20 protein-coding genes are annotated in these 25,091 nt (G+C 59.6%); 12 read left to right on the top strand and 8 right to left on the bottom strand.

Annotated features, from left to right (window positions below):
* Positions 1 to 75 precede the first annotated feature (75 nt).
* A complete protein-coding gene (locus C7S18_RS14170; RefSeq protein ID WP_106892185.1) occupies positions 76 to 2,883 on the bottom strand; it encodes a TonB-dependent receptor in 2,808 nt (935 codons plus the stop codon).
* Between the two features lie 228 nt (positions 2,884 to 3,111).
* On the opposite strand from C7S18_RS14170, the gene C7S18_RS24525 reads away from it, so the two are divergent.
* From C7S18_RS24525 to fghA, 4 genes are all read left to right on the top strand, one after another.
* On the top strand, positions 3,112 to 3,267 hold the full coding sequence (locus C7S18_RS24525) for a hypothetical protein (protein ID WP_170113271.1): 156 nt from the start codon (positions 3,112 to 3,114) through the stop codon (positions 3,265 to 3,267).
* Positions 3,264 to 4,286 (top strand): sugar kinase, encoded by a 1,023-nt coding sequence (locus C7S18_RS14165; protein WP_106892184.1) that lies wholly within the window; start codon positions 3,264 to 3,266, stop codon positions 4,284 to 4,286. The genes C7S18_RS24525 and C7S18_RS14165 overlap by 4 nt, the downstream gene beginning before the upstream one ends.
* A 96-nt stretch (positions 4,287 to 4,382) precedes the next feature.
* The gene (locus C7S18_RS14160; protein ID WP_106894037.1) at positions 4,383 to 5,498 is read left to right on the top strand and encodes an S-(hydroxymethyl)glutathione dehydrogenase/class III alcohol dehydrogenase; all 1,116 of its coding nucleotides are present in this window, start codon (positions 4,383 to 4,385) and stop codon (positions 5,496 to 5,498) included.
* A gap of 8 nt (positions 5,499 to 5,506) precedes the next feature.
* Positions 5,507 to 6,337 carry an S-formylglutathione hydrolase gene (gene fghA, locus C7S18_RS14155; RefSeq protein ID WP_106892183.1) on the top strand — a complete coding sequence of 277 codons (831 nt, stop codon included), beginning with the start codon at positions 5,507 to 5,509 and terminating at the stop codon, positions 6,335 to 6,337.
* A 681-nt stretch (positions 6,338 to 7,018) separates the two neighbouring features.
* On the opposite strand, the gene C7S18_RS14150 is transcribed toward fghA, so the two are convergent.
* Positions 7,019 to 8,683: an alpha-glucosidase gene (locus C7S18_RS14150; protein ID WP_106894036.1), complete on the bottom strand. Its 1,665-nt coding sequence runs from the start codon at positions 8,681 to 8,683 to the stop codon at positions 7,019 to 7,021.
* 210 nt (positions 8,684 to 8,893) lie between these two features.
* Between C7S18_RS14150 and C7S18_RS14145 the strand changes: the two genes are divergently transcribed.
* From C7S18_RS14145 to C7S18_RS14135, 3 genes are read left to right on the top strand one after another with little or no spacing between them, the layout of a single operon-like run.
* Complete coding sequence (locus C7S18_RS14145) at positions 8,894 to 10,291, top strand: solute:sodium symporter family transporter (protein WP_106892182.1); 1,398 nt, start codon at positions 8,894 to 8,896, stop codon at positions 10,289 to 10,291.
* A 12-nt stretch (positions 10,292 to 10,303) separates the two neighbouring features.
* On the top strand, positions 10,304 to 11,707 hold the full coding sequence (locus C7S18_RS14140) for an MFS transporter (RefSeq protein WP_106892181.1): 1,404 nt from the start codon (positions 10,304 to 10,306) through the stop codon (positions 11,705 to 11,707).
* Positions 11,704 to 13,404 (top strand): alpha-amylase family glycosyl hydrolase, encoded by a 1,701-nt coding sequence (locus C7S18_RS14135; protein ID WP_106892180.1) that lies wholly within the window; start codon positions 11,704 to 11,706, stop codon positions 13,402 to 13,404. Before C7S18_RS14140 ends, C7S18_RS14135 begins: the two co-directional genes overlap by 4 nt.
* On the opposite strand, the gene C7S18_RS14130 is transcribed toward C7S18_RS14135, so the two are convergent.
* Together C7S18_RS14130 and C7S18_RS14125 are read right to left on the bottom strand one after the other, a co-directional pair.
* Positions 13,343 to 14,407: a LacI family DNA-binding transcriptional regulator gene (locus tag C7S18_RS14130; RefSeq protein WP_106892179.1), complete on the bottom strand. Its 1,065-nt coding sequence runs from the start codon at positions 14,405 to 14,407 to the stop codon at positions 13,343 to 13,345. The genes C7S18_RS14135 and C7S18_RS14130 overlap by 62 nt on opposite strands.
* Positions 14,408 to 14,900: 493 nt before the next feature.
* Positions 14,901 to 17,609 carry a TonB-dependent receptor gene (locus C7S18_RS14125; protein WP_106892178.1) on the bottom strand — a complete coding sequence of 903 codons (2,709 nt, stop codon included), beginning with the start codon at positions 17,607 to 17,609 and terminating at the stop codon, positions 14,901 to 14,903.
* 225 nt (positions 17,610 to 17,834) lie between these two features.
* Between C7S18_RS14125 and C7S18_RS14120 the strand changes: the two genes are divergently transcribed.
* Positions 17,835 to 20,444, top strand: coding sequence for an alpha-amylase family glycosyl hydrolase (locus C7S18_RS14120; RefSeq protein WP_170113270.1), 2,610 nt, complete (start codon positions 17,835 to 17,837; stop codon positions 20,442 to 20,444).
* 261 nt (positions 20,445 to 20,705) lie between these two features.
* On the opposite strand, the gene C7S18_RS14115 is transcribed toward C7S18_RS14120, so the two are convergent.
* Positions 20,706 to 21,266, bottom strand: a complete 561-nt coding sequence (locus C7S18_RS14115) for a glutathione peroxidase (protein WP_240623900.1) — start codon at positions 21,264 to 21,266, stop codon at positions 20,706 to 20,708.
* Positions 21,267 to 21,395: 129 nt separating this feature from the next.
* Between C7S18_RS14115 and C7S18_RS24725 the strand changes: the two genes are divergently transcribed.
* From C7S18_RS24725 to C7S18_RS14095, 4 genes are read left to right on the top strand one after another with little or no spacing between them, the layout of a single operon-like run.
* Positions 21,396 to 21,626, top strand: coding sequence for a hypothetical protein (locus C7S18_RS24725; protein WP_106892175.1), 231 nt, complete (start codon positions 21,396 to 21,398; stop codon positions 21,624 to 21,626).
* A gap of 4 nt (positions 21,627 to 21,630) precedes the next feature.
* Entirely contained in the window at positions 21,631 to 21,987 is a 357-nt protein-coding gene (locus tag C7S18_RS14105) for a GntR family transcriptional regulator (protein WP_106892174.1), read from the top strand.
* 10 nt (positions 21,988 to 21,997) lie between these two features.
* The gene (locus C7S18_RS14100) at positions 21,998 to 22,855 is read left to right on the top strand and encodes an ABC transporter ATP-binding protein (RefSeq protein WP_106892173.1); all 858 of its coding nucleotides are present in this window, start codon (positions 21,998 to 22,000) and stop codon (positions 22,853 to 22,855) included.
* Positions 22,852 to 23,820, top strand: a complete 969-nt coding sequence (locus C7S18_RS14095) for a hypothetical protein (RefSeq protein ID WP_106892172.1) — start codon at positions 22,852 to 22,854, stop codon at positions 23,818 to 23,820. Before C7S18_RS14100 ends, C7S18_RS14095 begins: the two co-directional genes overlap by 4 nt.
* Positions 23,821 to 23,973: 153 nt before the next feature.
* Here the strand turns inward: C7S18_RS14095 and C7S18_RS14090 are convergent, their stop codons facing one another.
* Genes C7S18_RS14090 through moaC form a run of 3 tightly spaced genes read right to left on the bottom strand, consistent with a single transcriptional unit; the run spans position 23,974 to position 25,075 of the window.
* Positions 23,974 to 24,381, bottom strand: a complete 408-nt coding sequence (locus C7S18_RS14090) for a molybdenum cofactor biosynthesis protein MoaE (RefSeq protein WP_106892171.1) — start codon at positions 24,379 to 24,381, stop codon at positions 23,974 to 23,976.
* 2 nt (positions 24,382 to 24,383) lie between these two features.
* A complete protein-coding gene (locus C7S18_RS14085) occupies positions 24,384 to 24,626 on the bottom strand; it encodes a MoaD/ThiS family protein (RefSeq protein WP_106892170.1) in 243 nt (80 codons plus the stop codon).
* Positions 24,623 to 25,075, bottom strand: a complete 453-nt coding sequence (moaC, locus tag C7S18_RS14080; RefSeq protein WP_106894035.1) for a cyclic pyranopterin monophosphate synthase MoaC — start codon at positions 25,073 to 25,075, stop codon at positions 24,623 to 24,625. Before moaC ends, C7S18_RS14085 begins: the two co-directional genes overlap by 4 nt.
* Positions 25,076 to 25,091: the final 16 nt, after the last annotated feature.

Raw genomic sequence — 25,091 nt, 5'->3', positions numbered from 1 at the left:
CAGAGCAATAAAGGAGCGGCGGGACAACGCGCCAGCAGTGATGAGATCAGCGTGCTGGCGCATTGGCTACGTCACTCAGAACTTCACACGCACACCAACAATGTAGACGCGACCGGTCTGGTGATACACGACGACGCGATCACCTTCCGAATCGACCCACTGGTCATTGAACTCGTTGCTGAGATTCAGGCCTTCAAACGTGAACTCAACCTTGTCGTTCAACTTGTATGATGCCGAAGCATCGAACGTGGTCGTGCCCTTGGTGCCTTCGACGTCGTTGCCATCGCGGCCGGGGACCGTCGTCAGATAGTCGCTGCGATACGCTGCCGAGACTCGGGCGCCGAAGCGCTCGCCTTCCCAGTACAACGTGGCGTTGAATGCATCTTCCGACAGGCCCGTCAGGTTCTCCCGCGCCGCGAGTGCACCCGTCGCGGTCAAGTAGTCGATCTTCGACGACACATGGGTGTGGTTCAGCTGCACACCCGTGTTCGCGAGGAATCCAGGCAGGAAGCTGAGCGGCTGCTGATACGAGATTTCGTAGCCGCGCAGCGGGCCGCCAGGGGTGTTGACTGGGAACGTGAATTCCCACGAATCGGTCGCATTGGTGTTGGTCGGACGCAGGCTGTCGGGGAGACCGAATGGATTCTGGTCGAACGTACCCGTAGCACGCGTCGTCTGCACGAAACTATCGATGTCCTTGTAGAAGTAGGCAACCGACAACAGCGACTCTTCGGCAAAGTACCACTCCAGTCCCAGATCGTACGTCTTGGCACGGAACGGTTCCAACAGCGGATTCTGGCCGGAGATCGTGCGTGACGAACCTGACACCGAGATATTCACGCCCGGTGCGAGATTGCCAAGACCCGGACGCGCCATGACTTTCGCAGCGCCAAACCGGAGCACGAGCTCGTCGTTCAAGTCCCACTTCAAGTTCAGCGAGGGCAGCGTGTCGCTGTAGCTGCGATCCACGGTGATCAGCGTCGCCGCTCCAGCGATCACGCCAATGCCCGTTGAACTTTGATCGGTCTCCACTTGCCGCACGCCAAAGCTGCCGGAGAACGGGCGACCCATCAGCTCGGTTTGGAAGTTCGCTTGCAGATAGCCCGACAACGATTCTTCGCCAACGCTGTTGTTGTTGCCTCGTGCCGCGTCTGTCGACAAGCGGAACGTGCCACAGTTGCAATAGATGTCGAGCAGGTCTGCGAACGCGTCCAGATCCGGAATCAGCCAGGACGTCGGCGTGCCGCCCGAAACGTTCAGATCGCTGAAGCCGATCAAACGGGTGAGGTTGGTCAACGAACTGCCGGCCGGTAGTCCGGGAACCGACGTTTCCGAGGTCCGGCGGAGCTCGGTGGTATCGAACGTGTAGTCCTTCCAGCTCAGACCGCCCTTGAAGTTCCAGGTGTAATTCGGTTCGAACGTCAGATCGAAACGGGCCGTGTGGAAGTCGTTGTCGGCCGTTTGCGGGCGCAGACGGACCTCAGAACCTTGGCTGTTCGGCGCGGTGTTGAGCCAGCCCCAGTTGGCCGGATCGGTGACATCGAAGCCGTAGTTGAAGATCGGCATGCGATCATCATTGCGATAGTCGTAGCTGTAGCCGTTGACGTTCGCACGGTCGAGCGTGATGGTAGTCTGAATCGGATTCCGGAACTTCGAGCCGGACGCACCGACCATCGCATCAAGGCGCCAGGACTCGTTGAACTGATGTCCGAGCTCCAGGTTGTATTGCGTAAATCGGGTGGTCAGTTCGTCGTAACGCGACTCGGCACGCAGATCGACGTTATCGAACACACCGTAAACCAGATTGCCATGCTCATCGATCTCGCCATCGCGAACGATGGTTTGTGGCTTACCATTGCCGGCTCGCGAAAAGCTCTGAGCCTGCAGGAAGTTTTCGCCGCGCGTGGCATCAAACTTGGCGTGCAGCACGTCAAAGTTCAGCAACGTGGCATCGCTGACTTGCCATTGCAATGCAAGCGTCGCACCTAAGCGATCCTGGTCATGTTCGATCACGCCATAACGCGGCAGGCGCGGATGGAACACATCGGCGCCACGCGCTGCGGCAAAAGGTGAGGATGCCGCAAAGTTGCCATTCGCAGTCGAACTGCTCCAGCGAACGGTGCTGTGACCTTCTTCCACGAGATGACGCTGACTCTGCGCGATGGAGAGCAGCGCGCCGAACTGGCCATCGGCCCAGGTATTGCTGATCAGTGCCGCCGTACGGGGGTCAACATCGCCAGACAGATCGCCGTAGCTCGCCTGGGCCGACGCCACGGCCGTGAAGCCGGGATAGTCGAACGGACGCGCCGTCTGCAGATCGACCGTGGCGCCCAGCGAGCCTTCATCGACTTCAGCGCTGGAGGTCTTGTTCACGGCAATGCTGTTGAACAATTCAGAGGCAAACACATTGAAATCAAAGCCGCGCCCACGATTCACGCCGCCAGACGCGTCCGTGCCGCCACCGGTTGCGAGCGCTTCCATGCCATTGATGCGAATCCGCGTGAACTGTGGGCCCAGGCCGCGCACCGAGATGTTGCGACCCTCGCCGGCATCGCGGGTAATCGCCACGCCGGGAATGCGCTGCAACGACTCAGCCAGATTCAGGTCCGGGAATTTGCCAATGTCTTCGGCTTTGATGATATCGACCTGACCGACCTGCTCACGCTTTTCATCGAGCGCCTGATTCAGACTTTCGCGGTAGGTCACCACGATCTCTTCAAGCTCGCGGGCATCTTCCTTCTTGGCCGCTTCGGCTTTGGACGCTTCGCTTGCCGGGTCAGCCTTTGCGGCATCCTGTGCGGCTGCCAGCCAGGGCAGACACAGCAGAATCGCGACCGACAGTCTGCGCATTTGCAAGCCACCCTTTTGTTCTTTCTGGTTCATCACGACAACGTCCTCCCTCCGAAGCAAGCCAGCCCGATCCGGCTGGCAGGTATGATCGCATTGACACCGGTAGCATTGAATGCTCGACTTTCGCCCTGACACCGGTGGACAAAAGGCTATCAAACAGCGCAGCGCAGCAACAAGCGGTTTGTGAATTTCCCGTAAGTCGACCAATTGGTAGTGCTAACAAATTGATTTTTAACAGAAGTGAAAATTCAGGAGTCTGGAATGTCTGAACAAAAACGCCTGATGCAGTGCAGCATGAATGGTCGGTTCGCGATCGTCGAGGCATTCCGTCGAACCATTCGCTGGTTTCGAGCTGACCAAAACGCCGCAGCTTCGTCATCATTCACCGACTTCGACTCAAGGACGCTTGCAGCATGAGCCGCGCCATACTTTGTTTTGGTGAACTGTTGATTCGCCTCGCGCCGCCGGCGCGCACGCGTTTGGCGCAAGCGGCCCAATTGGACTTGCAGGTGGGCGGCGCCGAAGCCAATGTGGCGGCCGGGCTTGCGCAGTTTGGCCATGTGGTGCAAATGCTCAGTGTGCTGCCTGATCACGCGTTGGGTGATCTCGTTCTGGCGGCGTTGCGCGCCAAAGGGGTCGATACCGATCCGATTCGGCGGCAACCTGGGCGGATGGGTCTTTATTTTTTGGAGCAAGGCGCGATGCGCCGGGCGAGCGAGGTGCTTTACGACCGTGCGGGTAGTGTGTTCGCGGCCATCGATCCTGCCGAATTCGATTGGCCGTCGCTGCTTCGCAACGTCGGTCATGTACATCTGTCTGGGGTCACGCCTGCGCTGAACGCCCGTGCCGCGCAATGCGCGATCGAGGCGGCACAGGCCGCGAGACGACTCGGTTGCTCCTTGTCGATGGACGGCAATTTTCGTGGCAGTTTATGGAAAGTCTGGAACGGCGACGCACCGGCCTTGCTGCGGTCCATGATGCAAGAGGCCAATGTGCTGTTCGCCAGCCAACGGGATATCGAACTGGTGCTAGGCGCCCGATTCGACACCACAGACAGCGCCGACCAACAGTTTCGCAAAGCCGCCGTCACCGCGTTTCAGGCGTTCCCGCACCTGCAGCAGTTCACGTGTACGCATCGCGTCGTGTTGTCGGCCGGCCGACAGCAGCTGGCGGGTCTGCTCGCGCTTCGCGATGGGACGATTTTGCAATCGGCGCCGTACACCCTCGATGACATTGTGGATCGGATCGGCGCGGGTGATGCGTTTGCCTCCGGCTTTCTGCACGGACTGTTGCAAGGCTGGCCCATGCAACGATGTCTGGATTTTGCGTTGGCCGCCGGTGCCCATAAGCATTCGGTGCCGGGCGATATGCCGGTCGCGTCAGAACGTGACATCGAGGCGTGGATCCAGGCTGAGCAGGCAGACGTGAAACGTTGAGTGCGGACCTACATGGCTGTGCGGGCGCGTCGTGCTCGCTATGATGTGGCTGATGCCGTCGCGACGGCCAACCCTTCTACCCATTTGGAGTTTGTCATGAAATCACGCGCTGCCGTGGCGTTCAAAGCCGGAGCCCCGTTGGAAATCGTCGAGATCGATGTGGCGCCCCCGAAGGCTGGCGAGGTGCTGGTGCGAATTACGCATACGGGGGTCTGCCATACCGACGCGTTCACGCTCAGTGGCGATGACCCGGAAGGACTGTTCCCGACCGTGCTCGGTCATGAAGGCGCCGGGATCGTCGTGGAAGTGGGCGAAAGCGTCACGAGCCTGGCACCGGGCGATCACGTGATTCCGCTCTACACGGCCGAATGTCGCGAATGCAAGTTCTGCAAGTCCGGCAAAACGAATCTCTGTCAGAAAGTGCGCGCAACGCAAGGCAAAGGCATGATGCCCGACGGGACCTCGCGTCTGTCGTATCAAGGGCAACCGCTCTATCACTACATGGGTTGCAGCACGTTCAGCGAATACACGGTCTGCAATGAGATTTCGCTGGCGAAGATCAATCCCGAGGCACCGCACGAACAAGTGTGCTTGCTGGGTTGCGGCGTCACGACCGGGATCGGCGCGGTGCACAACACCGCCAAGGTTAAGCCGGGCGATACCATTGCTGTGTTCGGGCTCGGGGGCATTGGCCTCGCCGTGATTCAAGGTGCCAGACAAGCCAAGGCGGGGCGCATTCTGGCGATCGATATCAACCCGGGCAAGTTCGAGAAGGCTCGCGAAATGGGGGCGACGGATTGCATCAATCCGAAGGACTACCAAAAGCCCATCCAGGACGTCATCGTCGAGATGACCGATGGGGGCGTCGATTTCAGCTTTGAGTGCATCGGCAATGTTGACGTCATGCGTGCCGCACTGGAGTGTTGTCACAAAGGATGGGGCGAGAGCGTCATCATTGGCGTAGCCGGCGCGGGTCAGGAAATCCGCACGCGGCCCTTCCAACTGGTGACGGGCCGCGTCTGGCGTGGCAGCGCGTTTGGCGGCGTCAAGGGCCGAACGCAGCTGCCCGGCATGGTCGAACAGGCGATGCGTGGCGAGATCGAACTCGCGCCATTCGTCACGCACACAATGCCACTGACTCGTATCAATGAAGCATTCGACCTGATGCACGAAGGCAAGTCGATTCGCACGGTCATTCACTTCCAGGATTGAGCGGGCCCATGGACATTGTGGAACGGCGCCGGTGTTTTCGCGGCACGCAGTTGGTGATCCGTCATGCGGCGGCGCGTGTTGGGTGCACGATGCACGTGGCGGTGTTTTTGCCGCCGCAGGCTGAAACCAGCGCTTGCCCTGTGCTGTACTGGCTCAGTGGCTTGACGTGTACCGAGCAGAACTTCATCACGAAGGCCGGTGCGCAGCGTTATGCGGCCGAGCATGGCGTGATCCTCGTTGCGCCAGACACGAGCCCGCGCGGGGCGGACGTGGCGGACGCGGAAGGCTATGACATTGGTCTCGGCGCCGGGTTCTACGTCAACGCTACGGAGGCGCCCTGGGCTGCGCACTACCAGATGGCAGCGTATGTCGAGCGCGAGTTGCCCGCATTCATTGACGCCAATTTTCGAACAACGGGTCGGCAGAGCATCCTTGGGCATTCAATGGGCGGGCATGGCGCGCTGACGATTGCACTTCGGAATCCGCGCGCCTATGCAAGTGTGTCGGCGTTCAGTCCGATCGTGGCGCCAACCCAGGTGCCATGGGGGCGGAAAGTCTTTGCGGCCTATCTGGGGCCTGATGAGTCGACTTGGCAGGCATACGATGCCTGCGCGTTAGTGGCCAATGCCGAGGCGCACGTGCCGATGCGCATTGATCAAGGAACCGCAGACGAATTTCTGCACACGCAATTGCGGCCCGAATTGTTGCAGGCAGCCTGCCAGCGAGTCGGATACCCACTGGATCTAAGGATGCAGGAAGGCTATGACCATAGCTATTACTTCATCGCGAGTTTCATTGGTGAGCACATTGCGTTTCATGCAGAGGCGTTGCGGTTGTAGCTAGCTTTGCCGTAAGTTTGGTTTGGGCTGAAGGCCTTACTACGAAAGGCGGTTTTTGTAGGAGCGGCTTCAGCCGCGAACGGAACTCGCCGCAAGCTTGGTTCGGGCCTGAAGGCCCTCCTACAAATATGCAAACAGGCCTTGCCGAAAGCTTGGTTCGGGCCTGAAGGCCCTCCTACAAATATGCAAACAGGCCATGCCGCAAGCTTGGTTCGGGCCTGAAGGCCCTCCTACAAATATGCAAACAGGCCTTGCCGCAAGCTTGGTTCGGGCCTGAAGGCCCTCCTACAAATATGCAAACAGGCCTTGCCGCAAGCTTGGTTCGGGCCTGAAGGCCCTCCTACAAATATGCAAACAGGCCTTGCCGCAAGCTTGGTTCGGGCCTGAAGGCCCTCCTACAAAAATGCAAACAGGCCTTGCCGCTAGCTTGGTTCGGGCCTGAAGGCCCTCCCACGCAGAGCGGCTTTTGTGGGAGCGGCTTCAGCCGCGAACGGGTCGCGCCGAAACTGTCCGCGCACCACGGATTCTTCAGAATTCGGCGGGATGCAGGCAACGCAGGCCACTTTCTGCAGCCGATTTCAGCCTCTGGCCCGATGCCGCACCGCGCGTTGAGCCCTAACCTATGGGTACTTCATGCGTTTGCGCCGCCCTGTGGGCGGCTTTTTTTTGCCTGAAAAGAGGCTATGCGACCAGCTTGGTTGCCGGCAGCTGTGCTTCCGCACGGCGCAAGCTCAGCAATACAGCCTGATGTCCACCCAGCGACATCTCACCGGCACCGTGCCCCAAATCCACCGCGTTCAAACTCTGATTCGCGTCGATTGTCCACTCGCGAATCGCGTCCGGCAGCACATAGCGTGTTGGCCCAGCGCTCAGATTGAACAATGCGAGCACGCAGTCGTCATGGTGTTTTCGGATGAACGCAAACACCGGTTCATCACCCGCCAACAGTTCAATGCTGCCAAGGCGTAACGCCGGATGCTGCTGGCGCCAATGCAGGAACGCCCGGAATTGATTCAAAATACTGTGTTGGTCTATGTCCTGCGTCGCGACGGCCAAATCGCGATGCAGCGGGCTGACCGGCAACCACGGCGTGCCAGCACTGAATCCGGCGCTCTCCGATGCTTCCCAGGGCATCGGCGTGCGGCAGCCATCGCGACCCTTGAACCGCGGCCAGAACGTGATGCCATACGGGTCTTGCAGCAACTCAAACGGCACATCGGCCTCGGGCAAGCCGAGTTCTTCGCCCTGGTAGATGCACACGCTGCCGCGCAATGAGCACACCAGCATCTGGATCAAGACGGCAAAATCGGCCGACGCCGTAGGCCCGCCCCAACGGCTCCGTACGCGCGCCACATCGTGATTCGACACCGCCCAACACGGCCAGCCCGATTGAAGCTTGGCCTCCAGGCGGCCAATCGTCTCGTTCAGGTACGCCACGCTGTAGTCAGTCGTCAATAACTCGAAGCTGTAGCCCATGTGCAGGCGCCCCGGCTCGGTGTACTCGGCCGTCGTCGCAAGCGAATCCTCGGATGAAATCTCGCCGAGGCTGACCCGCGCATCGTAGCGATCGAGCAGCGCGCGAAGCTGTTCCAGAAACGCCAGATTCTCGGGCTGCGTGTTGTTGAAGTAGTGGTACTGAAACGCGTACGGATTGTCGGGGCTGAAACCGCGACCTGTGCGGAGGTGCTCGGGCTTGGCCGGGTTGTCGCGCAGTTCGCGATCGTGGAAGCAGAAGTTGATGGCGTCCAGCCGAAAGCCGTCGACACCGCGATCGAGCCAGAACTGCACATTGTCGAGCGCCGCCTGCTGTACCTCCGGATGATGAAAATTCAAATCCGGCTGCGACGTCAGAAAATTGTGCAGGTAGTACTGGCAGCGCCGCGGCTCCCATTGCCAAGCCACGCCACCGAAAATGGACAGCCAGTTGTTGGGCGGCGAGCCATCTGGCTTCGCATCGGCCCAGACATACCAGTCGGCCTTCGGGTTGTCGCGGCTCTCGCGGCTCTCCTTGAACCAGGCATGCTCGCTCGATGTATGGCTGAGCACTTGGTCAATGATGATTTTGAGCCCCAGTGCGTGCGCTTCGTGAATCAGCCGATCGAAGTCCGCCAGGCTTCCGAACATCGGGTCAACATCGCGATAGTCGGCGATGTCGTAGCCAAAGTCCGCCATGGGCGACTTGAAGAAAGGCGAGATCCAGATGGCGTCCACGCCGAGGCTCTGAATGTAAGGCAGGCGCGCGATGATGCCCGGCAGATCGCCGATGCCATCGCCATTTGAATCCTGAAAGCTACGCGGGTAGACCTGATAGATCACCGCGCCTTGCCACCAAGGCATCCGTTCCAACTCCGTCATGTGCAAAATCCTTGCGTCCCTCCGAGCCTGCGTACAGCCTAATTCCAACGCGCGTTTCAGCCTGCAAATCTGCAAACGTATTCATGCCAAACGACCACGCCGGGACGATAGTTTGAGCGCCGTCGGGCGGGAAAGGTTGCATAGAGAACAGCCTCCCGCTTGAATCAAATTGTTATCACGCACACGCCTCGGGAGGGCAGGATGCAGGACTTCGGAACACAAGCCGCCGTGTTTGTGGGTTTGACCGCGCTCGTCGCGGTGCTGACATGGTGGAAATGCCGCCAGGCCGTGCATGCCAAGGACGCCTCGAAAGAGTATTTTCTGGCCGGTGGCGGCCTCGCCTGGCCTTACGTGGCGGGCTCCTTGCTGCTGACCAACATCAGCGCAGAGCAGATTGTCGGCATGAACGGGGCGCAGGCCTTGGTCGTGGCTTGGTGGGAGTTTGGCGCCGTTGCGGGACTCTTAGCGCTCGCCCATGTCCTCGTGCCGCTCTATTACCGCTATCAGTGCACCACCACGACCGAACTCTTGGAACGTCGGTTTGGGGACGCTGGTATCCGGAGCGTGGTCTCCGTCCTGTTCCTGCTTGGTTATCTGTTCATCCTGCTGCCGGTTGTGTTGTACACCGGCGCCGTGTTCATGAAGTCGATGTTCAATCTGCCGTACTCGATCGTGCAGATCTCGATCGCGTTTGCGGTCGCAGGCTTTCTGTATGCGGCGTTTGGCGGTTTGCGCGCGATCGCCATTTCCGACACCTACAACGGCGTAGGGCTATTGATTATGGGCCTCACCGTCACGTGGTTTGCATTCAAGGCCATCGGCTTCGACCTGAGTGGTCTGCCGCCGGAGCGCGTCGCGTTGTTTGGCAGCAATGAATCGGACATTCCCTGGCACACTCTGCTAACCGGCATGGTGTTCGTGCACATTTTCTACTGGGCAACCAACATGGTGATTGTGCAGCGTGCGCTCGCTGCTGGCTCGGTCCGCGAGGCCCAGAAGGGCATCTATGCCGCAGCGGCGTTCAAGATTGTGCTGCCGTTTGTCGTCGTTGTGCCTGGGTTGATCGCGTACAAGCTCTTTGGTCCAGTGGGTGACCAGGCTTATGGCAAGCTGGTCGCAGCCGTGCTGCCACCGTGGCTTTCGGGTGCGTTTGCAGCGGTCATTTTCGGGGCCGTGCTGTCGACCTTCAATTCCACGCTGAACTCCGCGTCGGCCCTGTACACCTGCGACCTGCATGTGAAGTACGTGAACCCCAAGGCCGACATGAAGCGGATCGGCCAATGGGTGGCCGTGATCTACACAATCGTGCCGGTCTTGATGGTGCCGTTGTTTGCCAATGCCCGCAGCATCATTGATCTGCTGCAGAAGCTGAACGGACTGTACTCGATGCCCGTGCTCGCGATTTTCCTTGTCGCCGTGATTTTCGGCAACAAAGTGCTCGGCGTGGCGGCGCGGTTCGGCTTGGTGTTTGGCGCCGCACTCTATGCGGTGTTTACGTTCGTCTGGTCGCCGCTCCATTACATCCACTTGATGTTCATCACGCTGGTGGCGACCATTTTGTTTATCCTGGGTCTTTCGAAGATCCTGAAGCGTGCCTGATCCGGAGATCGCATGAGCGCAGCCAGTCACACGGCCCCAAGTACGGGCCTGCACCGTCCCACCTTGAGCTTTTGGCAAATCTGGAACATGTCCTTTGGATTTCTGGGGATCCAGTTCGGCTTTGCGCTGCAGGGCGGCTTCATGTCCCGCATCTTCCAAACGCTCGGCGCCGAGAAGGATGCCTTGCCGCTCTTATGGATTGCCGCACCGCTGACAGGTCTCCTGGTGCAGCCGATCATCGGTTACCTGAGTGATCGCACCTGGCATCCGCGGTTCGGGCGTCGGCGGCCGTATTTTCTGATCGGTGCCATTCTGAGCTCTTTCGCCTTGCTGTTCATGCCGTACTCGTCGGCACTATGGATGGCGGCGGGCTTTCTGTGGATTCTCGACGCATCGATCAATATCAGCATGGAGCCGTTCCGCGCGCTGGTGGCTGACAAACTTCCGGCGCAGCAGCGCTCGTATGGCTTTGTGCTGCAGACGCTGATCATCGGCATCGGGACTTGGGTCGCAAGCACGTTGCCGTGGCTGGTCGCGCAATTCGGCGTGTCGAACGAAGCCGCGCCTGGTGTGGTGCCCGCCTCCGTCAAACTCGCGTTTGCGATCGGTGCGGTCGTGTTCCTTGGCTCGATTTTGGTGACGGTGCTGACCACGTCGGAGTATGCGCCAAGCCAACATGCAGGCGAGGCCGTGCCTTCGGACAAGAAGCACTTCGTCGCCGAGATCATTCACGACATTCTGCATATGCCAAGCCAAATGTTGCGGATTGGTGCGGTGCAGTTCTTCAGCTGGCTCGCGTTCTTCTCGATGTGGAGCATGGCGACACCGGCACTGACCGAAGCGGTGTTCAAGGCGCCAGCGCCGAATCCCGCCAACTTCGCCATGAACGTGCCGGAGCAGGCCGCACAGTTCAACGCCGCCAACGGCGCGTTTCAAAATGCGGCCGATCTCGTTGGCGTGTACATGGGCTACTACGGCCTGGCATCAATGGTGATCGCATTATTGCTGAGCTTCTACGCCGCACGTCGGCCACTGAACTGCCGAGCCGTGCACTTCGCGTCGTTGATAGCCGGCGGTATTGGCTTTCTGAGCATGGCGTTCTTTAGTAATCCGCAGTGGCTTGTCGTGTCGTTCTGTTTGGTTGGCGTATCGTGGGCGAGCATTCTGTCGATGCCGTATGCGCTGCTCGCCGGCTCAGTTGAACCGAAAAAGATGGGCGGCTACATGGGCATCTTCAATATGTTCATCGTGATCCCGCAAATCGTCGCTGCGACCGCTTTGGGTCCGACGATTCGCGACGTGTTCGGCAATCAGTCGATCTACGCGATGGTGATCAGCGGTGGCAGTTTGATGGTGGGCGCGCTCCTGCTGGCCTTCGTGCGCGAGGCCAAGGCCCAAACGGAGGGGCAGTCATGAGCATCGCCAAGCGCACCATCTTGGCGGCCTGGCTCGCCTCTGCGCTCAGTATTGCGGCGGCGGCTGACCAGCAGGTTCAAGCCGAGTCGTTCTACGGCACGCTGGAGCCGTTTGCATCGGACGCGGTCTATTTTGTGCTGACCGATCGGTTCGTCAATGGCGATCCGACGAACGACCAGCGCGAGCAGGGCGGGGCAAATCGCACGTTCGATCGGCCCACGCCGAATGCGCCGCCCGGCCAGACCGACAATATCGGCTATCTGGGTGGTGACTTCCGCGGCATTCTGGATCACGCCGATTACATCCGCGACATGGGTTTCAGTGCCGTCTGGATCACCCCAATCGTCGATAATCCCGATGAAGCCTTTACCGGCGGCGATCCGGTGACGTGGAAGGGCTTCATGCAGGACGGCGGCAAGACGGGCTACCACGGCTACTGGGGCGTGAATTTCTGGCAGGTGGATGAGCATCTACCGAGCGCTGGTTTGGGCTTTGCCGAGTTTACGAAACAGATGCGCCGCAAGGGTTTGAAGACCGTGCTCGATATCGTCGCCAATCACGGCTCGCCGTCGTTCACGATGCCGACCGATCAACCCAAGTACGGCGAGATCTACGATCGTGAGGGCAAGTTAGTAGCTGATCATCAAAACCTGACACCCGAGCAATTGCAGCCCAAAACAAATCCACTGCATGCGTTCTTTCACACGAAGAACGAACTCGTGCAGTTGAGCGATCTGGATGAAGACAATCCGGCGGTCCGCGAGTATTTGACCGGTGCGTATCTGCAGTGGATCGAGCAAGGCGCGGATGCATTCCGGATCGACACCATACGGCATGTGTCGATGCCGTTCTGGGCCGAGTTCAGCCGTCGCGTGCGCGCCCAACACCCAGGCTTTTTCATGTTTGGCGAAGCGTACGACTATGAGGCGAAACACATCGCGCCCTACACGCAGGCCGACAAAGCTGCCGTCAGCGTGCTCGATTTTCCGCTGAAGCAGGGCTTGGATCTGGCCTTTGGCAAGACCCAGGCAGGCTACGAGGTGTTGGACAAACCCCTGTTTCTCGGCAACGGTCCGTACCAGAACGCCTACGACCTGATGACGTTCTACGACAACCACGACATGGCCCGACTGAATGCCACGGATGCAGGCTTCATTGACGCGCACAATTGGCTGTTCACGGCGCGCGGCATTCCCGTGGTCTATTACGGCTCCGAAATCGGCTTTATGCGCGGCACGGCCGAGCATGAAGGCAACCGCAACTACTTTGGCACCGACAACGTCCAGCGGGCCCAAGCGCACCCAATCCGAGCGCAACTCGCGCGGGTTGCCAAGCTCCGCGGAGCGCTGCCGGCGTTGCAGCGTGGTCTGCAGGTCAACCTGCAACTGAAGGGCAACCAGGCCGCGTTTCTGCGCGTGTTCCAGCATGGCCAGACGGCGCAGCAGGTGCTGGTGCTGCTGAACAAGGGCGACGGCGCGGCATCGTTCGCGCTGAAGCGGCTGCTGCAATCCGGTTCTTGGCGTGAGGTGACAACGGCTGCGGCGCTGAAGGCGCCCGCGCTGGTTGAGATCGACGGTCGGCTCGACACCACCGTGCCCGCGCACGACCTGAAAGTGTACGTACTCGACGCGCCGGTTACTTTGCCCGCTTTGCGCTCGGCGCTTCGGTCGGCGATGCGCCGCAAGAGCGGCGAATAACGAGCTTGGCCGGCAACATCGCGTTGCTGGCCGGCTGCTTCTTCTCGATCTGGTTGATCAACGTGGACACGAGCAGCTCGCCGGCGAGCTTGGTGTCCTGCAATACGGTCGTCAGCGCCGGATTCGCGAAGCTGGCCATCGGGATATCGTCGAATCCGACGACGGCGATGTCCTCCGGCACGCGCTTGCCCTGTTCGGCCAGCGCGCGCATCGCGCCGATCGCAATCAAATCGCTGGCCGCAAACACCGCATTAAACGGCTTGCGGCGCGCCAGTAGCGTATTCATCGCCTCATAGCCCACGGCCTCGGTCGAATCCGCCACGGGTACGTACAAATCCTTGCCTGGCTTCAGCTTGGCGGCCTTCAATGCCTGCTCATAGCCACGATGCCGATCCAGAAATTCCGGGCAATGCAGCGACGCATCGCCAATAAACGCGATCTTCCGCCGCCCGAGCGCCAGCAAATGCTCCGTCAGCAGCCGCCCGCCCTGGGCATTGTCGCAGCCCACCGTCAAACCGGCCTGCCCCGCAACACTCGGTCCCCAGCGCACAAAATGCGTGCCCTGTTCAGCGAGCTTGGCGAGCTTGCTCTCGGACGTGAGGTAGTCGCCATAGCCAAGCAGAATGAGCCCGTCGGCCTTGTGGCTGTCCTGATAGTCGGCATGCCAGTCGTCCGACAGCTGCTGGAACGAAATCAGCAGATCGTAGCCCGCCCGGGCACACGTCCGGGTGATTGAGGCCAGCATCGACATGAAGAACGGGTTGATCAGCGAGTCATCTGACGTCGGGTCCTCGAACAGCAGCACCGCCAGCGTCTGTGCCTGCTGCCGCCTCAGGCTAGAGGCGTGCTTGTCGACTTTGTAATTGATTTCCTTAGCAATGGCCTTGATCTTCCGCCGCGTTTCCTCGCTGACCAACGGACTGTCCCGCAACGCACGCGACACCGTGGCCTGCGAAACGCCAGCCTTGTAGGCAATGTCAAAAGAGGTCGGTTTGCCTTTCATGGCGGTATTGTGACTGGCCCGGGCGTTTGGGGGAAGGCGCGGCGTTGGGCTCCACGATTTCACTCGCGCCGCCCACCACCTGAAGTCACGCTCGCGAAAGCTGGCAGCCTCATCGGGGTTCATGCTTGGGCTTAGCCTAAAATCGGACTCCAGCTTTCTGGGCCGTGTGAATCGTATCTACCAGACCCAACGATTCGAAAGCGCGCGAATGATCGAATCACGAGTTGTCGTCATCCTGGAAGCCGCGTAGCGGATTCCGGGATCCAGGGCGAACTTGCGGCGTGGTTGCACCAAACATCAACGCACCGCCAATTGGGTGACGTGGCGCCAGATTGCCCTGGACCCCGGCTACGCCAGGATGACGACAATAGAGGCTGCCAGTGCACGACGCGGCTAGCGCAGTGCGCGACCTGATCTGAGTTCGTCCAAAAAAAAACCCGCTCCGTTGGGAGCGGGTCAAAGTCCACGCAATTGTGGTTGGGGATCGATCTGGTCAGAACTTGTACGTCACGCCCAGCAGGTAGGTGCGGCCGTACTCGTTGTAGGTCTTCGGCGTCAGCGCGCCTTCGAACACTTCGCGGTACGGCTCGTCGGTCACGTTGTAGACCTGCAGCAGCACCGAGGCGTCTTTGAACATGCCGGACTGGAAGGTGTAGCCGGCCTGGAAGTCGAGCAGGGTTTCGCCGCGGATCAGCACCAGCGAGCGGTCGGCACCAAAGCCCTGGATTTCACCCAGGAACTGCGAGCGGTGGCGTTGGCTGACACGGGTCGAGAAGCCATAGCGTTCGAAGTAGGCAGTCAGGTTCGACACGTACTTGGACAGACCCGGGAGCGGCTGCGTGCTGCCTGGGCCGTTCGGTTCGATCGAACTCGACGTATCCGAGTAGTTGGCGACAATGCCGAAGCCTTCGAGCTTCTGGGTGAACAGGTCGAGTGGGATCGAGACGGCAATTTCGGTGCCCTTGATCGTGCCGCCTTCGCCGTTGGCTGGGCGAGTGAACTGGCCGATATCGGAAATCGGATTGCGGCCACCATCGTCAAGTCCGCTGAAATCGTAGGTGATCGGAATCTCGTAGATGTACGTCTCCAAATCCTTGTGGAATGCAGCGAGGCTCACGTAGCCGCTGGTGCCAAAGTACTTTTCATACGAGATATCGAGTGCCGTGGCACGCCAGGGTTCGAGTTCGGGGTTGCCGCCGCTGCCGCTCCACAATCGCGAAGTCTGATCGACTGCAAACCGACTGTTTGCGCGCAGTTGATCAAGCCGCGCTCTCGCCATCTGTTTCGCCGCGCCGAGGCGCAGAACCTGCTCGTGCGGGAACGTGAAGTTCAGGTTCAAGCTCGGCAGCGTGTCGTTGTAGCTGGTGCCGCCAGAGATCTCGGTCGCAACGCCGGCCGCATCGTTGACGACTTGGAAGCCAACCGAGTCTTGATCGGTGCGAATGTGTTGGAAGCCGATGTTGCCCTTCATGAACACGGACTCACCGATTTCGGTTTCCATGTTCATCTGCACGAACAGCGTGTCGACGTTCTCGTTGACGGTCCAGTTCTTGTTGGCGATGTCGCCGTTGATGTTGCCACGGAGCCGATATAGCGAGTTGAAGGCATCGCGCACATCGTAGCCAATCACGCCCGGAATCCCGGTAAAGCTGAGGTCGGCGGGCGAGGTCAGCACGCCGCTGGCGCTGCTTGGACGCGACAACAGATCCAGGAAGGCTTCCGGCACGTTGCGGCTCTTCTCGCGGTCAGCAAAGTTCACGCCGAACTCGAGACCCGAGACAAAACCAGCATCAAAGCTGCGATTTGCGGCGAGCTTCACCGACTTCAGGTCATCCTTCACTTCTGGGAACTTGATATAGCCGTCCTGGCCCCAGCCACCTGGGTCGGTCAGCTGGATGATGTTGGGATCGGTGTAGTCGAAGCCAAAATCCAGGGTCGGCAGGCCCGTCTCCGGGTCCAGCGTGTAGACGACGGTATCGGTCGCGCCCGTTGTGCCGGAGTAGGTTTCCAGGATCGTCTCGTCACGATCGGCACTAGAAAGGCTGAAGTCGGCTTCTGCGGTCCAGTTGTCGGCGAAATTGAACTTGTTGTTCCAGCCTACAGCGAACAAACTGTCTTCCCGCTCATTCAGATCGTTGCGAAGGACTGGCCGGACGCCATCGAGCGTCGCACCAATCAACACGCCATCCTGCACGACTGCCGTGCCCGGGCGCAGCGTCGCGCCAGACCAACCCAAGCCAACCTGCAGCGCACGGGTGGTTTCGGCTTTGTCGAACTGCGAGTAGTAAACATCGAGCACGGTCGAATACAGGTCGTTCGGCTGGTACTCCAGCACGGCCATCAGACCATCGCGAACGTTGTCCGTCGACGTTGACCAAGATTCCGAGCCGCCAATCACGCGGACATCGGCCTGGCCATTGATGGTGCCGGATGGGTAGCCCCAAGCGTTCCAACGCTGAGCTTGGCCGGGGTTGTCGAGACGGGCGTAACCGATCGCCAGACCGACTGTGTCGTCGGCGAACTGGTCGATGTAGGACGCGCTGAAACGATTGCCGAAGTCGTCCACACCTGGGTTCAACTCGCCGAGCGAGTTCTTTTCCAGCCGCGCGTTCACCGCGAAGGTGCGCTCCGAATAGGTCAGCGGGCGGACGGTGCGGAGGTCGACCGTGCCAGACAGACCTTGGCCTACCAGACCCGCATCTGGCGTCTTGTAGACCAGTGCGGAGCTCAGGAGCTCAGACGGATACTGGTCGAATTCCACGCCGCGGTTGTCGCCAATGCTGGCTTGCTCGCGACCATTGAGGAGCGTCGTGGCGAAGTCGCCGGCGAGGCCGCGAATGGCGATCGTCGACGCACGACCTTGCACGCGCTGCGCGGCGAGGCCGGGCAGGCGGGCGATCGACTCGGCAATACTGGCATCCGGCAGTTTGCCGATGTCTTCGGCCGACACGGCTTCGACAATCGAGGTTTCGTCGTATTTGAGGTCGATCGCGCGTTCAATACCGCTGCGGATACCAACCACTTCGACGGTGGAAAGTTCTTTGTCCTTCTCGGCCTTGGCTTTGGCTGCGGCCTCGGCTTTGGCTTGTTCTTCAGTCTTTTCGGCCGATTGATCATCGGCTTGGGCACGGGCATCGGTCGCCATCATGGCGATCGCCGATACCAGGGCCACGCTCAACAAATTGCGCTTGGCAGTAAACACAGTGCTATTCCCTCCGGGGCAGGCCTAGTCGTTGACATCTTGCTCAAGCGGATTGCGTGTTCCCCTTGAACCATCGACGGGACCAGGCTCGTTCCCGTCGCGCTAAAAATGGTAGCCATCGCTTGGATTCCCGGTGTTGATTTGCAAACGTATTCATGGTGTGCAAGCGTCGAAATTGGAGCCACAACTCGACAGGCTTCAGGTCCACAAAGGAGTTCCGCCCTGATGAATTCGTATGCACGTATCGGCCTGCTGACCGCCGCATTGTCGCTGACGCCACTCGCGCCCGCTTCTAATGCAGCGCAGCAAAAGCAGCATTCTGCAGATCGGATCGATTGGCGCGATCAAGTGATCTACTTCGTGATGATCGATCGCTTTGCCGATGGTGATCCCGACAACAACGATCAAGGTACGGGCGAATACGATTCCAAGGACGGGCGCAAGTTCAGCGGTGGCGACCTCGCAGGCATTGCGCAGCAGCTTGACTACATTGAGGGGCTTGGCGCGACGGCGCTATGGATCACGCCGCCGGTTGCCAATCAATGGTGGGACAGCAACGTGCAATTCGGCGGTTACCACGGTTATTGGGCGCAGGACTTCAAGCACGTGGACGCGCACTTTGGCGATCTGCAAGCCTATCGCGCACTGGGACAACAGCTCGATCAGCGTGGCATGCAGCTGGTTCAGGATGTGGTGGTCAATCATGTGGGCAACTATTTTGGGTATGCGGACCCGATGGCCTACGACGCGCAGCACAGAGAGCAGGGTTTCAGACGTTATCGTGATGGCGAAGGGCGGTCGGCACCGAGTCAGGCGCCGTTTGATCAGAATGATGTGAACGACCCGAAGCAGAGGGCAGCAGCGATCTACCATTTCACGCCACCGATTCGCTCGCACCAGGACCAACAACAAGAGTGGGATTGGCAGCTAGCAGATCTGGATGATCTGAACACCGAGAACAGGACCGTGCGGCGTGCGCTTCGCGATAGTTATGGCTATTGGATGCGCGAAGTGGGTGTCGATGCATTCCGCGTTGATACGGCGTTCTATGTGCCGCCCGAGTATTTCGAGGATTTTCTGTTTGCGCGCGACCGCAAGGCGCCCGGAATCATGCGTTTGGCGAAATCTTTGGGCAAGCCTGAATTCCATGTGTTTGGCGAAGGCTTCGGGATTGATGCACCGTTCACTGACGCTGCCGCGCGCCGGATCGATGCGTATATGCGCGGCACAAAAGGCGAGCGACGCATGCCAGGCATGATCAATTTTCCGCTTTATGGCAGTTTGCTCGATGTGTTCGCGCGTGGCCAGGGCACGGATGTGTTGGCGCATCGCATCGAGAGCATGATGGAAGTGCACGAGAACCCGCACCTCATGCCGACGTTTGTCGACAATCACGATGTTGATCGATTCCTGGCGGGTGGCAGCGTGGCCGGTTTGCATCAGGCGCTGATGAGCATCTTTGCACTGCCGGGCATTCCGACGATCTACTACGGCACTGAGCAGCAGTTTCGTCTGCAACGAGGTTCGATGTTCGCGAGTGGTGTTGAGTCCGGCGGGCAGAATCACTTCAATCGCGACGTGACGACCTACCAGCTGATTCGCAAACTCGCCGACCTTCGGCGTGATCACGTTGCGTTGCGCCGGGGGCAGCCGACGGTCCTGCATCGGTCGGCCAGTGCGGGCGCCATGGCGTGGTTGATGTCTGCTGGTGAAAATGAGAATCTGGTGTTGCTGAATAGTGCGGACGCGCCGCGATTGCTGGTTGCTGACACCAAGTTGCCCGCTGGCAGTCGTTGGGTGTCGGTGTTCAGTCTGGATGGGCAAACCCACAGTACGGTGTTGCAGGCCGATGGTCGTTTGAGTGTCGAGTTGCCGGCGCGTAGTGGCATGGTCATGGTCGTGCAATCGGATGTACGGGCGAAAGTGGTGCCGTGTGGTCCGATCGCGCTCGACACCGTGCAGGCCGACGCCGCTGGCGATCTGCGCGTGGCCGGGCACGCCGATTCCAAGCAAGACTTGTTGCTGGTTTTGGATGGCGCGTTGGATCAGGCGCAAGCGGTAACGACGGATGCAAACGGCGCGTTCCAGGCGCAGGTGGCCACCGACTCCTGGATCGATCCAACGCAGCCGCATGCATTGTGGGCGTATCGGTCGACGGACGGATGCAGCAGCGCGATTCAGGCGATCAAGACGCATCGACCGTGGCAGGACATTGCCGCGGTCGATGACCCTGCCGGCGATGATACGGGCCCAAGTGGTGACTATGAGTATCCGGCCGATCGCGGCTATCGAACGCGTCCAGGCGACATTCGCCACATGCAGGTATCGCGCAGCGGGCGGGCGCTTCGCATCCATTTGCAGATGGCGGACATCGTTCAGCAGTGGCAACCGGCGAACGGCTTTGATCATGTCGCTTTCACGGCGTTCTTCGAAATTCCGGGCGCACCCGGCGGCGTGCGCGCCATGCCGCTGCAGTTTGCTGACTTGCCGGATGACATGCGCTGGCATCGGCGTTGGCGGGCGCACGGTTGGTCGAACAGCTTGTTCAGTAGCGCCGGTGCGAGTGCTGAGCGGGAGGGCCAAGGATTGGATCAGGGGGCCCGCATCGCGGTGGATGCTGCGGGCAAGTCGGTCTCGATCACTATTCCAGCGGCAGCGTTTGGTGATATAGCGTCGCTGGAAGGCATGCGCCTGTACGTGAACACATGGGACTACGATGGTGGCTACCGCGGCATCAGCGCAGAAGGTCGTGGACTCAGTTTTCGAAGTCAGAATGCGACGGATGCATCGCCGCGCGTGCTAGATGCGATTGGGCCGATTGAGCTCCGCGAGTAGGTGGTCCCGGACGCAGAATTGGTAAGCCGTGCTGGCGAATCAGGGGGCGCGCCGTGCTGGCTATCTCGGGTGTTTGAATGCGTGGCTGCGTCTCAAGTAGCCCTCTCCCCGGCCCTCTCCCACTCGCGTGGGAGAGGGAGAGTGGCGCCCGCCCCCGCGATCTCAGGGGAGGGGGTTGCTAGCGGCCAGGATCGTGATCATTCCCAGTGCGCGGTTCACAAAGCGGTCGATGCACCCAAAACCGCGCGACACGTTCGGGAATCAATGCGCCTTGGCGACCGGCTTCGGCTCGCTCAACAGCGACTCAATCTTCTTGATCAGTTCCGCATCGTCCGGCTTCGTACGAGAGCCGAAACTCCCGATCACCTTGCCATTCCGGTCGACCAGATACTTGTGGAAGTTCCAGCCTGGCTCGTCGCCCGTTGCGGCCTTCAGCCGGCGATAGAGCGGGTTGGCGTCGTCACCGCGCACCTGGGTCTTTTCAAACATCGGAAACTTGACGCCGTAGGTCAGCGTGCAGAATTCCTTGATCTCTTTCTCGGTGCCCGGCTCTTGTCCCATGAACTCATTGGACGGAAAGCCGACCACGCTGAACCCCCGATCGTGATACTTCGCATGCAGGGCTTCGAGACCTTCGTACTGTGGCGTGAACCCGCACTTGCTGGCGGTATTGACGATCAGCAGCACCTCTCCGTCAAACCGGTCACACAGTCGCTGAGACTTTTCCTCGGCCAGCGGTCGAAAGGATTCGTTCAGCAGTTCGGAGCAGGCAAACGCGTTGCCAGTAAGAGCCAATGACAAAAAAAACAATGGGATGCGCATGGTAGTGGGGGTCGGTAGCGGCCAGTGGCTCGGATTAAAGGGCATGACCTGTGGACTGGTCGTGATATTTCGCTTGACGCTTCGAATTCTAGTGTTATAGTTGGCTACAACACCACCTGAGCAACACCCATGAACTCGAGCCTGACTGATCTCCTTGCGTCTCTGCTCTTTCTGGTCGCGCAGTCTACCCTGCCGGCCGTATTGCCGACTCAAAAGGTCCAGCTGGAAAACCTCCGGCCGCAGGTCGCCGCCACGGCGACCCAGTCGGATCAAGGCGGCAAGGTCCGGACCGGTCGCAAGCGGGTGAGCCATACACCGTATTACGACTTTGGACGTCGACACACGAGGGCAAAGGATTGACCCCATGAGCATGAACTGGAATGAATCTACGCCGATCTATCGGCAACTCCGCGACCACATCAAGGCCATGATCCTCGATGAGGCGCTCAAGGAGGGCGATGCCTTGCCCTCTGTCCGTCAAGTATCGGCGGACTTCCAACTGAATCCGATCACCGTGTCCAAGGCTTATCAGGAACTGGTCGATGAGAGTCTGGTGGAAAAGCGTCGCGGCCTTGGCATGTATGTCATGGGTGGCGCCCGTGCCGCCCTGCTCGGCAATGAGCGCGAGCGCTTTCTGAAAGAAGAATGGCCGGCGCTGCGCGACCGGCTGCGACGTCTGGGCCTTAGCCTGGACGAACTGTTGAATGCTGCCAACAACTAGGGGTTAGGACATGACCGCTGTGATCAGTGCGCGAGGACTGCGCAAGAACTACGGCCGCTTTGAGGCCTTGAAAGGGATCGATCTGGAGATCGAGGCCGGCAAGATCATCGGCCTGATTGGTCCCAATGGCGCCGGCAAGACCACCGCCATCAAGGCTATTCTCGGCCTCACCGACTTTCAGGGCGAACTGAAGGTTCTGGGTTTCAATCCACACACCGAGCGCCATGCGTTGATGCAGGATGCCTGCTTCGTCGCCGACGTGGCGGTGCTGCCGCGCTGGGCGCGAGTCGATCAACTGATCGACTATGTGCAGGGCGTACATCCGCGCTTTGACCGCGCGAAGTGCGAGGCCATGCTGGCCAAGACCAAGGTCAACCCGACGAGCAAGGTCAAGCACCTGTCGAAGGGCATGATCGTGCAAGTCCACCTGGCGCTGGTCATGGCGATCGATGCAAAGCTCCTGGTGCTCGATGAGCCGACATTGGGTCTCGACATCATGTATCGCCGCGAGTTTTATCAGACGCTGTTGAATGGTTACTTCGATGAAGGCAAGACGATCATCATCACGACCCATCAGGTTGAGGAGATCGAACACATTCTCACCGATGTCTTGTTCATTCGCGGCGGTGAGATCAGCTTGAAGGCGTCGATGGACGAAGTGGCAAGCCGGTTCACCGAGGTCATGGTCAAGTCCGATCGCCGGGATCAGGCGCTGGCGTTCAACCCACTGGATGAGCGCCAAGTATTTGGCAAGTCGATCTTCTTGTTTGATGGGATCAGTCGAAAGGATGCGGAGCAGTTGGGTGAGGTGCGGACACCAGGCATTGCCGATGTGTTCGTGGCCACCATGAAGGGAGCCTACAAATGAGCACATTCAAGATTTTGCTGAAGCGTGAATTCTGGGAAAACCGAGGCGGTTTTCTGTGGACGCCGATTGTCCTCTCGACCCTGTTTATTCTGGTGGTTGGGCTGACGCTGACCGTGGCACGCCTCAAAGCCGGCAGTTTCATCAAGTTTGATGGGTTGACGATTCCGATTGGCAAGGCCGCGGTCAGCCTTGGCCCGGATCAAATCGCCATGCTCGTCAAGGGGACCAACGAGACCCTGGCAGGTCTGTCCTTGATGGCGCAGATTCCGCTTGCAATCGTGGTGTTCTTTTATCTGCTTGGTTCGTTGTTTGACGATCGCAAAGACCGTTCGATTCTGTTCTGGAAGTCGATGCCGGTTTCTGACTTGAATACCATCCTGTCGAAGATTGTGTCGGCAACGCTGGTGGCGCCGTTGATCACGCTCGGAGTGTTGATCGTCACGCACATCGCGGTCCTCGGGATCATGAGTGCGTTGATGGCCTCGCTCAATGTGAATCCGTGGTCCGTCATGTGGACCCAAACCGATCTGTTTGGCTTGTGGCTGCGCCTGTTGGTGGGCATTCCGGTGAACTTCCTGTGGACACTGCCGGCGCTGGGCTGGTTGATGATGGTGTCGTCCTGGGCGCGCGGCTTTCCGTTCCTGTGGGCCGTGTTTACGCCGATCGGTATTGGCCTGACCCTGAGCCTGATCGAAGTGTTGAGCGCGCTGCAGATTCCGCAAACGTGGTACTACATCAATATCTTCGGTCGTGGCGTGTTTGGCATTCTGCCCTGGTCCTTCAACGCGAGGGGCGGCACGTTTGGGTTCGAAATCAATGACCAGAACATGCCGTCTGACATCATTGGCTGGCAAGCGATGGGTGACGTGTTCAGTAGCCCGCACCTCTGGCTCGGCATCCTGGCGGGTTTGGCGATGCTGGCAGTAGCCTTCTACTTCCGACGCTACAAGGAACTCGCTGATTGAACGAGTGGACGATGGATTGATTTGCCACAAGGATGTGGCCTTCTCACCAAACGGTGGCGATCTTCACGGACGCCACCGTTTTTTCTTGGTCATGCCAGCGCTGAGTGGGCCGATTTGTAAGGCGCAATGAGTGACGCGTAGTGTTAAGGCAAGCTACGGATGCAGCCACTCACTGCTGCCTGAGGCATCGTGTTCGCGTTTCCAGATGGGCACGCGCTTTTTGATTTCATCGATCAGATAACGGCAGGCCGCAAACGCGGCATCGCGGTGCGCGGCGGACACGCCGACATAGACGGCCAAGTCACCGATCTGCAGACTGCCAATTCGATGCTCCGCAGCAATGGCTTGAACCGGGAACTGCGCCATGGCCTCGGCGACGATGCGCTGACCTTCCGCCTCGGCAAGCTCTCGATACGCCTGGTAGTCGAGTGCCAGCACGGACTTGCCGGCATGGTGGTTCCGCACCCAGCCCTCGAAACTGCAAAAGCCGCCGGCCGCATCGTGGCGACACAAGGCGCGTAGGGCGTCGGGTTGAATGGGCTGATCGGTGACTCGGAACATGCTCAGCCTCCGGAAACCGGTGGAATAAACACCACGTGATCGCCATCCTGCAGCCGATGAGTCCAATCGACGAAGTGATCATTTACTGCGAGGCGGACTCGCGCCATGGGCATGCGGAACTGAAATCGCGCGCTGAGCGTTGCGAACAGCGCGGCCCCGTCCTGGTGGTCGATCATCAATGTCTCAGCGTCGCGGCCGGTCGCTTCGGCAAAGCTCGCAAAGTAGCGGAGGTGAACGTGAATCATGACGCTGAGGCAGCCTGATCTGACTTGAAATCCCGCTTGCCGCCAGACTTTTCGACGACGCGGGTGGGGCCGATGCTGAGCCCAAGATCCAATGCCTTGCACATGTCGTAGACCGTCAACGCCGCCACGCTGGCGCCGGTGAGTGCTTCCATCTCGACGCCTGTGCGGGCCTCGGCGGCGACTTCGCACGTGATGTGCAGTTGTTCGGGCGTGAGGAATTGAAACTCGAAGCGGATGCGCTCAATCGGCAACGGATGGCAAAACGGAATCAAGTCGGCACAGCGCTTGACCGCCTGCGTGCCGGCAATCAGCGCCGTATCGAGCACGGGCCCCTTGCGGCTTCGCAAGCCCTCGGCATGCAGTGCAGCCGCGGCGGCGGGTGGGAAGTGTACGAATGATTCGGCCACAGCGTGGCGACGCGTGACCGTCTTGTTGCCGACATCGACCATCCCAGGCTTGTTGTCG

Origin of the sequence: Ahniella affigens, assembly GCF_003015185.1 — a bacterium.
GTDB lineage: Bacteria > Pseudomonadota > Gammaproteobacteria > Xanthomonadales > Ahniellaceae > Ahniella > Ahniella affigens.
This window is presented reverse-complemented; position numbering and strand designations above follow the sequence as displayed.

Bases quoted from the DNA above. Each gene is read 5' to 3' on its own strand.
- C7S18_RS14170 (WP_106892185.1), bottom strand. From the start codon at position 2,883: ATGAACCAGAAAGAACAAAAGGGTGGCTTGCAAATGCGCAGACTGTCG.
- C7S18_RS24525 (WP_170113271.1), top strand. From the start codon at position 3,112: ATGTCTGAACAAAAACGCCTGATGCAGTGCAGCATGAATGGTCGGTTC.
- C7S18_RS14165 (WP_106892184.1), top strand. From the start codon at position 3,264: ATGAGCCGCGCCATACTTTGTTTTGGTGAACTGTTGATTCGCCTCGCG.
- C7S18_RS14160 (WP_106894037.1), top strand. From the start codon at position 4,383: ATGAAATCACGCGCTGCCGTGGCGTTCAAAGCCGGAGCCCCGTTGGAA.
- fghA (WP_106892183.1), top strand. From the start codon at position 5,507: ATGGACATTGTGGAACGGCGCCGGTGTTTTCGCGGCACGCAGTTGGTG.
- C7S18_RS14145 (WP_106892182.1), top strand. From the start codon at position 8,894: ATGCAGGACTTCGGAACACAAGCCGCCGTGTTTGTGGGTTTGACCGCG.
- C7S18_RS14140 (WP_106892181.1), top strand. From the start codon at position 10,304: ATGAGCGCAGCCAGTCACACGGCCCCAAGTACGGGCCTGCACCGTCCC.
- C7S18_RS14135 (WP_106892180.1), top strand. From the start codon at position 11,704: ATGAGCATCGCCAAGCGCACCATCTTGGCGGCCTGGCTCGCCTCTGCG.
- C7S18_RS14130 (WP_106892179.1), bottom strand. From the start codon at position 14,407: ATGAAAGGCAAACCGACCTCTTTTGACATTGCCTACAAGGCTGGCGTT.
- C7S18_RS14120 (WP_170113270.1), top strand. From the start codon at position 17,835: ATGAATTCGTATGCACGTATCGGCCTGCTGACCGCCGCATTGTCGCTG.
- C7S18_RS14115 (WP_240623900.1), bottom strand. From the start codon at position 21,266: ATGCGCATCCCATTGTTTTTTTTGTCATTGGCTCTTACTGGCAACGCG.
- C7S18_RS24725 (WP_106892175.1), top strand. From the start codon at position 21,396: ATGAACTCGAGCCTGACTGATCTCCTTGCGTCTCTGCTCTTTCTGGTC.
- C7S18_RS14105 (WP_106892174.1), top strand. From the start codon at position 21,631: ATGAGCATGAACTGGAATGAATCTACGCCGATCTATCGGCAACTCCGC.
- C7S18_RS14100 (WP_106892173.1), top strand. From the start codon at position 21,998: ATGACCGCTGTGATCAGTGCGCGAGGACTGCGCAAGAACTACGGCCGC.
- C7S18_RS14095 (WP_106892172.1), top strand. From the start codon at position 22,852: ATGAGCACATTCAAGATTTTGCTGAAGCGTGAATTCTGGGAAAACCGA.
- C7S18_RS14090 (WP_106892171.1), bottom strand. From the start codon at position 24,381: ATGTTCCGAGTCACCGATCAGCCCATTCAACCCGACGCCCTACGCGCC.
- C7S18_RS14085 (WP_106892170.1), bottom strand. From the start codon at position 24,626: ATGATTCACGTTCACCTCCGCTACTTTGCGAGCTTTGCCGAAGCGACC.
- moaC (WP_106894035.1), bottom strand. From the start codon at position 25,075: ATGGTCGATGTCGGCAACAAGACGGTCACGCGTCGCCACGCTGTGGCC.